Consider the following 13,690-nt stretch of genomic DNA (forward strand, 5'->3'; position numbering starts at 1 on the left):
AGTTTTGCCGTTGGCCAGGGTCGTTCTGAAGGCAGCAAGGTGGTGGCATCATGACGCGGGTCGTCGTGGTGGGCGATCTCATGACCGACGCGGTCGCGCGCGCCCGTTATGCGCTCGCCAGGGCGAGTGACACCCCGGCGATCGTGACGATGCACGGTGGCGGCTCAGGGGCCAACATCGCCTCGTGGCTCGCCGTCGAGGGCGCCGAGGTGGCCTTCATCGGCCGCAGGGGCGCCGACATCACCGGACGCAACCGCGACATGGAGTTGATGGGCTACGGCGTCGACGCCCGGCTCGTCATGGATCCCGAGCGGCCCACCGGCACCTGCGTGGTGCTCGTCACGCACAAGGGCGAGCGCACCATGCTCTCCGACCCCGGCGCCAACGCCGCGCTGTCGCCCGAGGACCTGCCGCGCGACCTGTTCACCTCGGGCTCGCACCTCCACCTGTCCGGCTACACGCTGATCAACGAGGGCTCGCGCGACGCCGGCCTCGCGGCGCTCGACATGGCCAGGCGCGGTGGGATGACGATCTCGATCGACTGCGCCTCCTCCGCGCCGCTGGAGCGTACGGGCGCCGAGCCGTTCCTGGAGTGGACCAACGGCGCCAAGCTGCTGTTCGCCAACATCGACCAGGCCAAGGTCCTGACCGGCCGCGACGAGGCGGAGGCCGCCGCCAAGGTGCTGACGGCGTGGTTCCCGCAGGTTGTGATCAAGATGACCGCCGAGGGCGCGTTGTGGTACAGCAACGGCCGCCCCGACCCGGTCCACGTGGCCGCCGAGCCGGTCGACAAGATCGTTGACGGCACGGGCGCGGGGGACGCGTTCTGCGCCGGATTCCTGCCGCCATGGCTGGAGGGCAAGCCGCCGGCCGATGCGCTGGCCTCGGGATGCCGGCTGGCGGCCAAGGCGATCATGCATTTGGGAGCCCGTCCGCCCTTCTAGCGTTATCGTGAGCACAGCCTCATATATCGCGACATAGGGGAGGCGCATGCGGGGCGTGCGTCCGTTACGGCCAGGCGACCCACCGTCGGTCGGCTCCTACAAGGTCACGGGGTTCCTCGGCGAGGGCGGCCAGGGAAGCGTCTACTTGGGCGTCTCCCCCGGCGGCGAGCAGGTCGCCATCAAGCTGCTGCACGCCAGATTCGCCGACGACGAGCACGCGGTGCGCCGCTTCCGCCGGGAGGCCGCGGCGGCGCGGCGGGTGGCGGAGTTCTGCACAGCGCGCGTGCTGGAGGTCGGGACCGTCAACGACCAGCCGTACATCGTGAGCGAGTACGTCGACGGGCCCTCCCTGCAGTACCAGGTCACCCGCGAGGAGCCGGTGCGCGGGCCGTCGCTGATGCGGCTGGCGATCACGACGGCCACGGCGCTGGTCGCCATTCACGGGGCCGGTGTGGTGCACCGGGACTTCAAGCCCAGCAACGTGCTGCTCGGGCCGGACGGACCCCGGGTGATCGACTTCGGGATCGCGCGGGCTCTGGACCTGAGCCAGAGCCTGACGACCAGCATCGTGGGGACGCCGGCGTTCATGGCGCCCGAGCAGTTCCTCGGCGAGGCGCTGCCGGCTGGAGACGTGTTCGCGTGGGCGGGGACGATGGTGTTCGCGGCGACCGGGCGGGGGGCGTTCGGGCTGGGGCCGCTGCCGGTTCTGATGCACCGGATTCTGCACCTTGATCCGGACTTATCCGGTGTGCCGCCGGAGCTGGCTCCTCTCCTGTGGGCCTGCTTGGCCAAGGATCCCCACTACCGCCCGACGGCCGGCCAACTGATCAGCGACCTGATCCGCGCAGGCACGACCCCGCCCACATCGTCCCGCCGGCTCGCGCCCTCGGCCCCGCCGCCCGCCGTTCGCCAGAACGCCCCTCCGCCACCATCCGGCCTTCAGCACAGCGACCCTCCGCCGCCTCCGGCCGCCCTGCGGGAGACGGCACCGCCACCGCCCGTCTCCGCTCGCCCTCTCGGCTCGGGCCCGACCGGACCGCATGGCTCCCCTTCCTCAGAGCCGCAGGCCGGATCACCCGAGCCTTCCACTTCGGGAGCCCACCCCGTGCCCGGCGCCCGGCCCGCCGGCTCCGGGCCGCCGGCCACGCCCTCGGCCCCGGCCACACCTCCGACGGGTCCCGCCGCGCCGGCGACGGACGGCTCTCGGGAAGAGCCTCGGCGGGCGGCACGGGACGCCCAAGGTCAGGCGCCGTATCCGGCAGGCGACTCCCCGGCGGAGGCACACGACACCGCAGACCACCTCCAGGCCGAAGCGCACGACACCGCAGGCGCCCTCCAGGCCGAGGCGTACGACGTGGCGGCCGGCGCCCAAGGCACGGCACCCGACGCGACGAGCGACGTCCGGTCCCAGGCCCATGGTGCGGCGGGGGCCGGCCAGGCGGGTGTGATGCCTGGTGTGGGTGGCGGAGAGCGGGGGGACGGCGGACGGCGCATCCCGTATCCGGAACAGCCCGTGAGCGGACCGCACGCGCCGGCCCATGGCCGTGCCTCGCCGGGATGGCCCATGTCGCCGCGCCGGCTCGGCGTCACGACGGACCCGTCGGGGCGGCGACGGCGGCCCAGGGTGCGCGCGACGGCCGGGGCCGCGGCCGTCACGTTGGCGGTCGGCGTCGTCGTGTGGCTGGTCGCCCAGCTCAGCCCGCCGATCGCGGTGGGCCCGACATCCACGACCGCCCCCATGTCGTCCTTCCCGATCGCCGGGTTCGGCGCGGCCGTGGCCACGGTCGTCAGCCCCTCTGCCAGGGAGGGCGGCACGCTGCGCGTCGTGTCGGCGTTGTCACCGGAGTCCGCCGACCCGGGCGACATGTACCTGCCGGACTCGCTCAACCTGGTCAGGCTCTACGGACGCACGCTGACGATGTTCCGCACGGTGCCGGGCACCGCGGGCACGCAGGTGGTGCCGGACCTGGCCGAGTCTCTGGGGGTGCCGAGTGACGGCGGCCGGACGTGGACGTACAGGCTGCGGGACGGGTTGCGGTACGAGGACGGCACGCTGATCACCGCGCACGACGTGAAACACGCGATCCTGCGCAGCATGGACCCCGATTTCGTCTCCGGGTCGAGCTACTTCGACCTGATGCTGGACCTTCCCTCCGGCTACCAGGGCGCCTACAGGTCGGCGGACGTGAACACGGACTCGGCCATCGAGGTACCCGACGACGAAACGATCATCTTCCACCTCAAGAAGCCGTACGCGGCGTTCGACAACGTCGTCCAGCTGCCGGAGACGATCCCCGTCCCGGCGGCCAAGGACACGCGGGGCGACTACGGCAAGAGCGTGGTCGCGTCCGGGCCGTACAAGCTGGAGAGCGTGACCGACCGCGCGATCGTCCTGGTGCGCAACCAGCAGTGGGACGCGGCGACGGACCCCAACCGCAGGCCGCTCCCCGCGCGCTACGAGGTCGCGTACAGCGTGGAGCAGCGAGAGGCGGAGCGGCGGCTGCGCACCGGCGAGGCCGAGGTCGGCCCCTCCTATCTGCCGGGAGGGATGAGCGGGGTGCTCGGTGACCCGGCGCTCAAGGAGCGGGCGGACGCGCCGGTGACCGGGCTCGTGCACGTCCTGGCGATCAATCCGCAGGTGCCGCCGTTCGACGACGTGGAGTGCCGGCGCGCCGTGGTGCGGGCGCTCGACCTGAACGCCCTGCGCCGCCCCTACGGGACCGACGTGACCGATGTCCCGGTGCCCACGTCGCTGCTGCCGCCGGTGATCGCCGGCCGCCGGCACGCCGACCCGAACCTCAAGCCGGGCGGCGACCGGCAGGCCGCCAAGGATTCACTGGCCGCGTGCGGGCGCGCGTCCGGATTCGCGGCCACGTACCTGTACCGGGACGTCCCCTCTGAGAAGCAGGCGGCGGAGACCGTCAAGGCCGCGCTGGCCGAGGTGGGCATCAAGCTCACCCTGCGGGCGGCTCCCGTCCTGAACTTCCACAAGGATCAGGGCGGCAACCCCGCCTATCTCAAGAAGAACGGGATCGGCCTGATCGCCAAGACCTGGGGGCCGGACTGGCCGGATCCGGACGCGTTCCTGGCGTTGATCGCGGACAGCAGGGAGATCACCGAGGAGTCGTCGATCAACGTGAGCGTCCGCGTCGACGCCATCGACGACCTCATGGATCGGGCCAGGACCGAGCCGGACGCCGCACAGCGGGCCGAGTTGTGGACACAGGTGGAGCGGCGGCTCGCCGAGGAGGCGGTGCTGGTGCCGCTGTCGTGGCATACCCGGTTGCTCCTGCGCGGGAAGCACGCCACCAATGTCCACGTCAGCCCGGTCTACGGCGAGTACGACCTGCTGACGATGGGCGTCGTCAGCTGACGGTCGCCAGGGCCAGCGGCAGCACGGCGGGGGCGCCCGCGTGGCGTATCAGCGCCGCCGCCAGCGTCATCGTCCACCCGGTGTCCACGCGGTCGTCCACGAGCAGCACCGGCCCGCCACAGCTCGCGATGGCCGCGCTCAGGTCCTTGGGCATGGCCAGCGTGCCCCTGATCGCCTGCACCCGCTTGGCGCTGTTGAACTGCTGCCCGGGCGAGCCCGCCCGGTAGCCGAGCTCTCCCAGATAGGACAGCCGCCCGACCTGCGCCAGCCGCTCGGCGAACGAGCGCACCAGCGCCGGCCGCGTCGTGGACGGCACGCTGACCACGGCCACGGGCCGCTCGCGCCAGTCCCACGCCGACAGCACCTGGATCACGGCCTTGAACATGTCGTCGGCCACGGGCCCGTCGTCGCCGTTGAACAGCTCCCGCAGCCGGTTGCCCCACCCGATGTCGGTCAGCCGCCCGAGCGCCCTGCCGGGCTCGGCGCCCAGCTCGGGCTTGATCCGCCCGGACAGGTCGGGCAGGCCGGTCGGCCACTGCCTGCGGGCCTCGATCTCGACGCCGGGCCTGCTCAGCCGCTCGCGGGCGGCTTCGACGGCCTGCGCGCCGATCTCCGGCGAGCGGTGCCGCCCGGTGCAGTTGTCGCACCGGCCGCACGGCTTGGCGGCCTCGTCGTCGAGATGCCTGCGGAGATATTCCTCCCGGCACTCGGTCGTGGTGAGGTAGCCCAGCATGGCCTCCTGCTCGGCCCTGCGTTCGGCGGCGATGCGGGTGTAGCGCTCGGTGTCGTAGGCCCACGGCTCCCCGGTGGCCTCCCAGCCGCCCTTGACCCGGCGTACGGCGCCGTCCACGTCGAGGACCTTGAGCATCATCTCCAGGCGGCTGCGGCTCAGGTCGACGGCGGTCTCGAGGGCCGGGGTCGACATGACGCCGCGCTCCTCGAGTGTCTGGAGAGTGGTGCGGACGACGGGCTCGGGCGGGAAGGCGAGCGAGGCGAAATAGGCCCAGATGTCGCGGTCCTCCGTGCCGGGCAGCAGGATGACCTCGGCCCGCTCCACGCCGCGCCCGGCCCGGCCGACCTGCTGGTAGTAGGCGACCGGCGACTGCGGCGCGCCCACGTGCACGACGAACCCCAGGTCCGGCTTGTCGAACCCCATCCCCAGCGCGCTCGTCGCCACCAGCGCCTTGATCTTGTTGTTGAGCAGCGCATCCTCGGCCGCCAGCCGCTCGGCCGGGTCGGTCTGGCCGGAGTAGGCGGCCACCTCGTGCCCCTGCTCGCGCAGGTAGCCGGCGATCTCGTGGGCGGCGGCCACGGTCAGCGTGTAGACGATGCCGGAGCCGGGCAGCTCGCGCAGCGTCTGGGCCAGCCAGGCCAGCCGCTGCTCGGCCGTGGGCAGGCGGACGACGGACAGGTGCAGGCTCTCGCGCTCCAGCGCCCCGCGCAGCACCAGCGTGTCCTCCCCGTCGGGCCGCAGCTCGGCGGGCAGGCGCATCTGCTCGGCCACGTCGCGGGTGACGCGGGCGTTGGCCGTGGCGGTGGTGGCCAGGACCGGGATGCCCGGCGGCAGGTCCTCGAACAACCTGGCCAGCCTGCGGTAGTCGGGCCTGAAGTCGTGGCCCCAGTCGGAGATGCAGTGTGCCTCGTCGACCACCACGAGCCCGGCGCTCTCGGCCAGCTCGGGCAGCACGTTGTCGCGGAAGTCGGGGTTGTTGAGCCGCTCGGGGCTGACCAGCAGCACGTCCACCATGCCGTCGGCGACCTGGCCGTAGACCTCCTCCCACGCCTCCGGGTTGGCGGAGTTGATCGTGACGGCCCTGATGCCGGCGCGCTCGGCTGCGGCGATCTGGTTGCGCATCAGCGCCAGCAGCGGCGAGACGATGACCGTGGGGCCCTCGCCCAGCTCGCGCAGGAGCGCGGTGGCCACGAAGTAGACGGCCGACTTGCCCCAGCCGGTGCGCTGCACGACGAGCACCCGTCGCCGGTCCACGACCAGCGCCTCGATGGCGGCCCACTGGTCGTCGCGGAGCACGGCGTGCTCGCCGGCCAGCGCGCGGAGTCGTTCCTCGGCCTCTTCGCGGAGCGCGGTGGCATCGGGGGCATCAATCATGCCTCCTTGTTACCAGCTTTCCCGCCTCAAGGCGTCGCCGGCTTTCCCGCCGCGATCGGCGCGCCCTCCTTCCAGCCCCATCCCGTACGGCGCCGCCGAGCGGGCCGCCACCCGCCGCACTACGGCTGAGGGCCTTCCAGGAACACGGCCTCTGACCCCTTCAGTGGCGGGCCGCCGTGACGGAGCGCCCTGTGGGCCGCTCACGTGGTGAACCGCGGGCCGATCAGGCGGGGTCGCTGTGCTCGGGGAAGGCGTTGATCGTGACCCGGTGCATGCGGCGCCGTTCGGTGTAGTCAGCCACCGCGTAGTGCTGCGTCGGCCGGTTGTCCCAGAAGGCCATCGTGCCGGGCCGCCACCGGAGGCGGCACTGGAACTCGGGCGAGCGGATGTGGTCGATCAGCAGCGGCAGCAGCGCCTCGTTCTCGCGGTCCGACAGGCCGACCAGGCGGGTCGTCGAGGAGCGGTTCACGAAGAGGGCCTTCCTGCCCGTCTCCGCGTGCACCCGCACCACCGGGCGCTCGATCGGCGGCCACTTGGCCTGGATCTCGGCCAGATCGAACGGGTGGCCCTTCGCGATCGCCTTCTTCATCGACATCGTGATGTCGTGCACGGCCGTCAGCTCGTCGCACAGCCGCTGCAACGGCGGCGAGAGCCTCTCGTACGCCAGATACGTGTTCGCCCAGCATGTGTCGCCGCCCACGCTGGGCAGCTGGACACAGCGCAGCAGTGAGCCCATCGGCGGGGTGGGCTCGAAGGTGTTGTCGCTGTGCCACTCGTCGGCGCCCTCGCCCTTGGGCGCGGTCTGGTCGAGCACGTGGATGGGGCTGCCGGCGTCCTTCTTGAAGGCCGGGTGATTGAGCGTGCCGAAGTTCAGGGCGAACTGCAGATGCTGCTCGTCGTCGATGTTCTGGTCACGGAAGAACAGCACGAGGTGCTTGAGCCAGCCTTGCCGCAGGGTCGCGACCTCTTCCTGCGACAGCGGCTTGCGGAGATCGACCCCGGTGACCTCGGCGCCGATGTGCTTGGTCACGGGATGGAACTCGATCATGACGCCTCCGGAGACAGCGGGGAACCCACGTTCCGAACGTACGACCCAAGCAATTGCTTGGTCAAGCACCTCGCCGGCTCCACATCCCGGTCGAACAAATCTGCGAGAAGTGGGTGACATCGAGTAGTATCCGGGTCCCGGAGACGACGTCATCGAGAGCACGTGAATACGGACGGCGACCGGCGTCCGGGCGACACGGGCGCCGGACAGGAACAAGGGGAGATAAGGGGATCTGGCTCGTGTCATCATCTCCAGGGGCATACAAGCCGGAACCAACCCCGGTCCCCTGCCTCACACGCCGATCTGGCGCTACTTCGGCGAGCTGACGGATACGGTTACAGCACAAGAACAGAAGGAGGATGCGCTTCCCCCTCGGCGCGACGGCCGAGGCAGCCGCGCAGCACACGATGGCCCGACGTACGACTGCACCCCCGCCTGAGGATTTCGAGGAGCGGATCGTCGATATCGACGTCTCCTCCGAAATGCGCACGAGCTTTCTCGAGTACGCCTACTCGGTGATCTACCAGCGGGCACTGCCCGACGCGCGTGACGGCCTCAAGCCCGTGCAGCGGCGCATCCTCTATTCGATGAGCGAGATGGGCCTGCGTCCCGACCGCGGGCACGTCAAGTCCTCGCGCGTCGTCGGCGACGTCATGGGCAAGCTGCACCCGCACGGCGACTCCGCGATCTACGACGCCCTGGTGCGGCTGGCGCAGCCGTTCTCCATGCGGCTGCCGCTCGTGGACGGCCACGGCAACTTCGGCTCGCCCGACGACCTGCCCGCCGCGATGCGGTACACCGAGGCCAGGCTGGCCCCGGCGGCCATGCTCATGGTCGAGTCGATCGACGAGGAGACGGTCGACTTCAAGCCCAACTACGACGGGCAGGAGACCGAACCGGTCGTCATGCCGTCGGCGTTCCCCAACCTGCTCGTCAACGGCACGAGCGGCATCGCGGTCGGCATGGCGACCAACATGGCGCCGCACAACCTCACCGAGGTCGTGGCCGCCGCCCGGCACCTGATCAAGAAGCCGGACGCGACGCTCGACGAGCTGATGAGGTTCGTGCCGGGTCCGGACCTGCCGACCGGCGGCATGATCATCGGACTGCAGGGCGTGCGGGACGCTTACGAGACCGGGCGTGGCACCTTCCGCATGCGGGCCAAGTGCACCGTCGAGCAGATCACCCCGCGCCGCAAGGGCATCATCGTCACCGAGCTGCCCTACAACGTCGGCCCCGAGCGCGTGGTCACCAAGATCAAGGAGCTGGTGAACGCCAAGAAGCTCCAGGGCATCGCCGACCTCAAAGACCTCACCGACCGGCACAAGGGCCTGATGCTGGTCATCGAGATCAAGAACGGCTTCATCCCCGAAGCCGTCCTGGAGGAGCTCTACCGGCTGACGCCGATGGAGGAGACGTTCGGCATCAACAACGTCGCCCTCGTCGACGGCGAGCCGCGCACGCTCGGGCTGCGCGAGCTGCTCCAGGTCTACGTCGACCACCGGGTGGAGGTCGTGCGCCGCAGGTCGGAGTACCGCCGCCGCAAGCGCGAGGAGCGCCTGCACCTGGTCGACGGCCTGATCATCGCGCTGCTCAACATCGACGAGGTCATCCAGGTCATCCGTGCCTCCGACGACTCCGCGCAGGCGCGGACGCGGTTGATGGACGTGTTCGACCTGACCGAGATCCAGGCCGCGTACATCCTGGACACGCCGCTGCGCCGCCTGACCCGCTACGACAAGCTGGAGCTCGACCGGGAGAAGGAGACGCTGACCGACGAGATCGCCCAGCTGACCGAGATCCTTTCCTCGGAGGCCAGGCTGCGCCAGGTCGTCTCCGGCGAGCTGGCCGACGTGGCCAAGAAGTACGCCACGCCGCGCCGCACCATCCTGCTGGAGTCGGCCGACCTCAGCCGCGCTCCGGTGGTGTCGCTCCAGGTCGCCGACGACCCGTGCCTGGCGCTGCTGTCGTCGACCGGCCTGCTGGCCCGCACCTCCGACGCCACGCCGCTGCCGGGCGAGGGCGAGCGCGCCGCCCATGACGTGCTGGTCTCCGCGGTACGCACGTCCGTACGCGGCGAGGTCGGCGTGGTCACGTCGCTGGGCCGGCTGATCCGCGTCCAGGTCGTGGACCTGCCGACGCTGCCGCCCACGGCCAACCCGCCGTCGCTGTCGGGCGGCCATCCGGTCTCCGAATACGTCTCGCTGCAGCCCGACGAGAGGGTCGTCGGCCTGGGATCGCTCGATCCCGACGGGCCGGGGCTGGCGCTCGGCACGGCGCAAGGCGTGGTCAAACGGGTGGTGCCCGACTACCCGGCCAACCGCGACGACTTCGAAGTGATCACCCTGAAGGACGGCGACACCGTGGTGGGCGCCGTCGAGCTGGAGTCGGAGTCGCACGATCTGGTGTTCATCTCCTCCGATGCGCAGCTGCTGCGTTACCCGGCCTCGGTGGTGCGGCCTCAGGGGCGGCCGGCGGGCGGCATGGCCGGCATCCGGCTGGACGGCGGGTCCCGGGTGATCTGGTTCGGCGTGGTCGATCCCGATCGGCCCGCGCACGTGGTCACGATCGCCGGCTCGTCCACGGCGCTGCCGGGGACGCAGATCGGCGGCGGCAAGGTGTCCGACTACGCCGAGTTCCCGGCCAAGGGGCGGGCGACCGGTGGGGTGCGGGCGCAGCGATTCCTGAAGGGCGAGGACGAGTTGCTGCTGGCGTGGGCGGGTCCCGCGCCGGCCAAGGCGGTGTCGGCGGTGGGCAAGCCGGTGCCGCTGCCGGAGGAGCTGGGACGGCGGGACGGGTCGGGTCTCCGCCTGACCCACACGATCGGCGCCGTCGGCGGAGGCCTCGCCTCTGGCCCGTCGCCTGCGCCGTCACCGCCCGGCGACGAGCAGACGTCCCTCTGACGCGCCGCCCGGGCCTCCGGTTCACCACCGGGGCTCGCTAACCTGGTAGATGGCTGGCCCCGCCGAGCGCGGGGTCAGTCCCTGCACAGGCAGAACGTATGCCCGGCCGGGTCGAGGAACACCCGGAAGCTGTCGTCCGGGCTGGGCTGATGTTCGTGCTTGACGGCGCCGATCTCCAGCGCCCGCTTCTCCGCCTCGTCGAGGTCGTCCACATGAAGATCCAGGTGGAGCTGCTGCGGCCGCTCCGGTCCTGGCCAGGTCGGCCGGCGGAAATCCGGCGCCAGCTGGAACGCCAGGCGCCTGGGCGGCCCGCCGTCGCTCACCACCACCCAGTCGTCCTCGACCGACGTGACAGGCCAGCCGAGCAGCCGCGAGTAGAACTCGGCCAGCCCCTTGGGGTCGGGAGTGTCGAGGACGACGCTACGGAACTCCGCGATGCCGCTCATCTTTCACCTCTGAGACTGTGGAGACTCGTTTGGCCGGTCCGTCCGCGGACGAAAATGGTGCCATGGCTGTCAACTCGTTCATGGTCCCGCTCGGCACTCCCGCGCCCGACTTCGACCTCACCGCCATCAACGGCGGCAGCGTCTCGCTGGGAGATCTCAAGGACTCCCCCGCCACACTCGTGGCCTTCCTCTCCAACCACTGCCCCTACGTGCGGCACCTCGAGAAGGGCCTCGGCGCGCTGGCCGCGGACTACGGCGCCAGACTTTCGATCGTCGCCATCTGCAGCAACGACAGCGTGAACTACCCCGACGACGATCCCACACACCTCGCCGAGCAGGCCGCCAGGGCCGGGTTCACCTTCCCGTACCTGCTGGACGACACCCAGGAGGTGGCCAAGGCGTACAAGGCGGCGTGCACGCCGGACTTCTTCCTGTACGACTCCCGCCTCAAGCTCGTCTACCGGGGTGAGTTCGACGGCTCACGCCCCGGGAGCTCTGTGCCGGTGACCGGCTCGTCCCTGCGGGCGGCCATCAACGCCCTGCTGGAGGGCGACGAGGTGCCCGCGGAGCAGAACCCGTCGCTCGGCTGCAGCATCAAGTGGAAGCCGGGGAACGAACCCGCCTGAAACAGGAGTCTCATCCGCATCGCCTCTCTATGATCACAGGCACGAAAGTCCCGGCACACCCCCTTTGCCGCGGGGTCCCCGCGCCTGTCGACGACGATGCGAAGGAGACCGAGATGGTCCGATGGACTGCGTCACCCGCCCTCGCCGCCGTGGCCCTCCTGGCCGCCGGCTGCGTCAACCCCGGCGCGGGCGGCGCCCAGCCCAGCGGCACGACGTCGGCCACCGGGTCGGCCGCGGCCTCGGGCGGGCGGAAACGCATCGGATTCTTCGGTTTCGCCAAGGCCAACTCGTTCGCGGCCGCCACGTTCGCCGGGGTCGAGGAGTACGCCAAGGCCAACAACGCCACGGCAGAGTTCCTCGACCCCAACTTCGACGCCCAGGCGCAGGTCCAGCAGCTCCAGGACGCGGTGACGGCCAAGCGGTTCGACGTGTTCGTCGTGCAGGCCAACGACGGCGCGGCCGTGGTCCCGGCGATCCGCTCCGCCGTACAGGCCGGGATCTCGGTCGTCGTGCACTTCACCCCGGTCGGCACCCGGTACGACACCGCCGATCCCCAGGTGGACGGCACGATCACGCTGATCGACGTGCCCACGCTGAACGGCGAAGGCCTCGCCAAGCTGGCCGTCCAGGCGTGCCAGAGCAAGAAGCTCGACCCCTGCGAGGTCGGCTACCTGGAGGGACTCAAGGCGCTGCCGCTGGACAACGCCCGCACCCAGGCGGCCGTCGGCGCGCTCAGGTCCGCGCCAGGCATACAGGTGAAGGCCCAGGTCGAGGGCGGCTACACGCAGGAGAGCGGCCGCAAGGCCATGCAGGACGTGCTCCAGAAGGAGCCCGGCATCGACGTGATCATCGGCGCGTCCCAGGCCGTACTCGGAGCCGAGGCGGTGGCCAAGGGCAAGGACATCATGTACGTCGCCAACGGCGCCTCCCGCCAGACCGTCAAGGCCGTCCAGGAGGGGCGCTGGTTCGCCGCGTACTACCTGCCGGTCAAGACCCTCGGCGCGAAGGCCGCCGAGCTGGGCCTGAACAAGGCCCTCGGCAAGCAGGTGCCGCCCACGAACGTCATGACCGACGTCGAGCCCGGCACGAGCATGGGCACCAAGGACGCTCTGGCCCAAGTCACCGGCGAATACGACGAGTAAGGGGTTCCCCGCCCGGAACCCGCCCCCGCCAGGAAGCGCTTCAGAGGACGGATGGCTACGCCCGCACCACGCGTAAGGAGCCCCACGGAAGGAACCCCGATGACCGCCCGCCTGCGCGACTACGGGATCGTCCTGGCCGTGGCCACGCTCGTGGCGGCGCTGTCGCTGTCCACGGACACGTTCCTGACCCCGGGGAACCTCGTCAACCTGCTCGACCAGGCCGTCGTCGTCGGACTGCTCACCTGCGGGATGACGATCTGCGTGATCTGCGGCGTGTTCGACCTGTCGGCGAGCGCGGTGCTCGCGGTCAGCGCCATCGTGGCCGTGGTCGTCACCGAGCGCGCCGGCGTCCCTCTCGGGTACGCGGCCGCGGTCGCGACGGGCGGCCTGCTCGGCACGCTCAACGGCGTGGTCGTGGTGGTGACGCGGGTTCATTCGTTCATCGCCACGCTCGCGCTCAGCATCGTGCACCGCGGCCTGGCGCTCGTGATCACCGGTGGCGCGATCGTCTATCCGGGGCCGGAGCGGCTGGAGAGCTTCCAGTCGCTGAGCTGGCCGACCGTACTCGGCGGCGTCACCGGCTCGTCCCTGTTGCTGCTCGCCGTGGCCGTGGTGACGTCGGCGGCGCTGGCGCGCACGACGTTCGGGCGGCGCGTGTACGCGGTCGGTGGCAATCCCACGGCGGCCTGGCTGTCGGGGATCGGCGTGCGCTCGATCCGCGTCGGGGTGTTCGCCGTCAGCGGGATCTGCGCCGCGCTGGCCGGCCTCGTGCTGGCCGCGCGGGGTGGCTCGGCCCAGTCCGACATGGGGACGCTGCTGGAGCTGACGGCCATCGCGGCGGCCGTGATCGGCGGCACGAGCATCCTCGGCGGGCAGGGCGCGGTCTGGCGCGGAATGGTGGGCGTGCTGATCCTGACGCTCATCGGCAACGGGTTCAACCTGCTCGGCTGGAACGCCACCTACCGGCCGATCGTCGAGGGAACGCTCATCCTCGCGGCCGTGAGTCTCGATTACGCCCTCAGGCACGGAAAAAGATCTACTAGCTCCTTACCGTGACGTTAACATCTGGGCTTAAGCAGTTTGCGGTGCCTAGTCCGAAGG

The 13,690-nt window shown here is 70.9% G+C and carries 9 protein-coding genes; 6 read left to right on the top strand and 3 right to left on the bottom strand.

All coding sequences use genetic code 11. The annotated features are described in order from the left end of the window. Positions 1-50 precede the first annotated feature (50 nt). Both ACIBX3_RS08560 and ACIBX3_RS08565 read left to right on the top strand, forming a co-directional pair. Positions 51-944, top strand: coding sequence for a carbohydrate kinase family protein (locus tag ACIBX3_RS08560; RefSeq protein ID WP_397114563.1), 894 nt, complete (start codon positions 51-53; stop codon positions 942-944). Positions 945-990: 46 nt separating this feature from the next. Continuing rightward, a complete protein-coding gene (locus ACIBX3_RS08565; protein ID WP_397114565.1) occupies positions 991-4,317 on the top strand; it encodes an ABC transporter substrate-binding protein in 3,327 nt (1,108 codons plus the stop codon). Here ACIBX3_RS08565 and ACIBX3_RS08570 read toward each other — a convergent pair. After that, a complete protein-coding gene (locus ACIBX3_RS08570; protein WP_397114567.1) occupies positions 4,310-6,424 on the bottom strand; it encodes a RecQ family ATP-dependent DNA helicase in 2,115 nt (704 codons plus the stop codon). The genes ACIBX3_RS08565 and ACIBX3_RS08570 overlap by 8 nt on opposite strands. Before the next feature lie 223 nt (positions 6,425-6,647). Further along, positions 6,648-7,472 carry a TauD/TfdA dioxygenase family protein gene (locus ACIBX3_RS08575; RefSeq protein ID WP_397114569.1) on the bottom strand — a complete coding sequence of 275 codons (825 nt, stop codon included), beginning with the start codon at positions 7,470-7,472 and terminating at the stop codon, positions 6,648-6,650. Between the two features lie 407 nt (positions 7,473-7,879). On the opposite strand from ACIBX3_RS08575, the gene ACIBX3_RS08580 reads away from it, so the two are divergent. Next, positions 7,880-10,375 carry a DNA topoisomerase (ATP-hydrolyzing) subunit A gene (locus tag ACIBX3_RS08580; RefSeq protein ID WP_397115018.1) on the top strand — a complete coding sequence of 832 codons (2,496 nt, stop codon included), beginning with the start codon at positions 7,880-7,882 and terminating at the stop codon, positions 10,373-10,375. Positions 10,376-10,449: 74 nt separating this feature from the next. Here the strand turns inward: ACIBX3_RS08580 and ACIBX3_RS08585 are convergent, their stop codons facing one another. Continuing rightward, positions 10,450-10,821, bottom strand: coding sequence for a VOC family protein (locus tag ACIBX3_RS08585; RefSeq protein WP_397114571.1), 372 nt, complete (start codon positions 10,819-10,821; stop codon positions 10,450-10,452). A gap of 62 nt (positions 10,822-10,883) precedes the next feature. Between ACIBX3_RS08585 and ACIBX3_RS08590 the strand changes: the two genes are divergently transcribed. The 3 genes from ACIBX3_RS08590 to ACIBX3_RS08600 all read left to right on the top strand — a co-directional run bounded on the left by ACIBX3_RS08590 (position 10,884) and on the right by ACIBX3_RS08600 (position 13,645). After that, positions 10,884-11,447 (top strand): thioredoxin family protein, encoded by a 564-nt coding sequence (locus ACIBX3_RS08590; RefSeq protein ID WP_397114573.1) that lies wholly within the window; start codon positions 10,884-10,886, stop codon positions 11,445-11,447. A 113-nt stretch (positions 11,448-11,560) separates the two neighbouring features. After that, a complete protein-coding gene (locus ACIBX3_RS08595; protein WP_397114575.1) occupies positions 11,561-12,589 on the top strand; it encodes a sugar ABC transporter substrate-binding protein in 1,029 nt (342 codons plus the stop codon). A 99-nt stretch (positions 12,590-12,688) separates the two neighbouring features. Continuing rightward, positions 12,689-13,645, top strand: a complete 957-nt coding sequence (locus tag ACIBX3_RS08600; RefSeq protein ID WP_397114577.1) for an ABC transporter permease — start codon at positions 12,689-12,691, stop codon at positions 13,643-13,645. Positions 13,646-13,690: the final 45 nt, after the last annotated feature.

Source organism: Nonomuraea sp. NPDC049480 (assembly GCF_044465905.1).
Taxonomy (GTDB): domain Bacteria; phylum Actinomycetota; class Actinomycetes; order Streptosporangiales; family Streptosporangiaceae; genus Nonomuraea.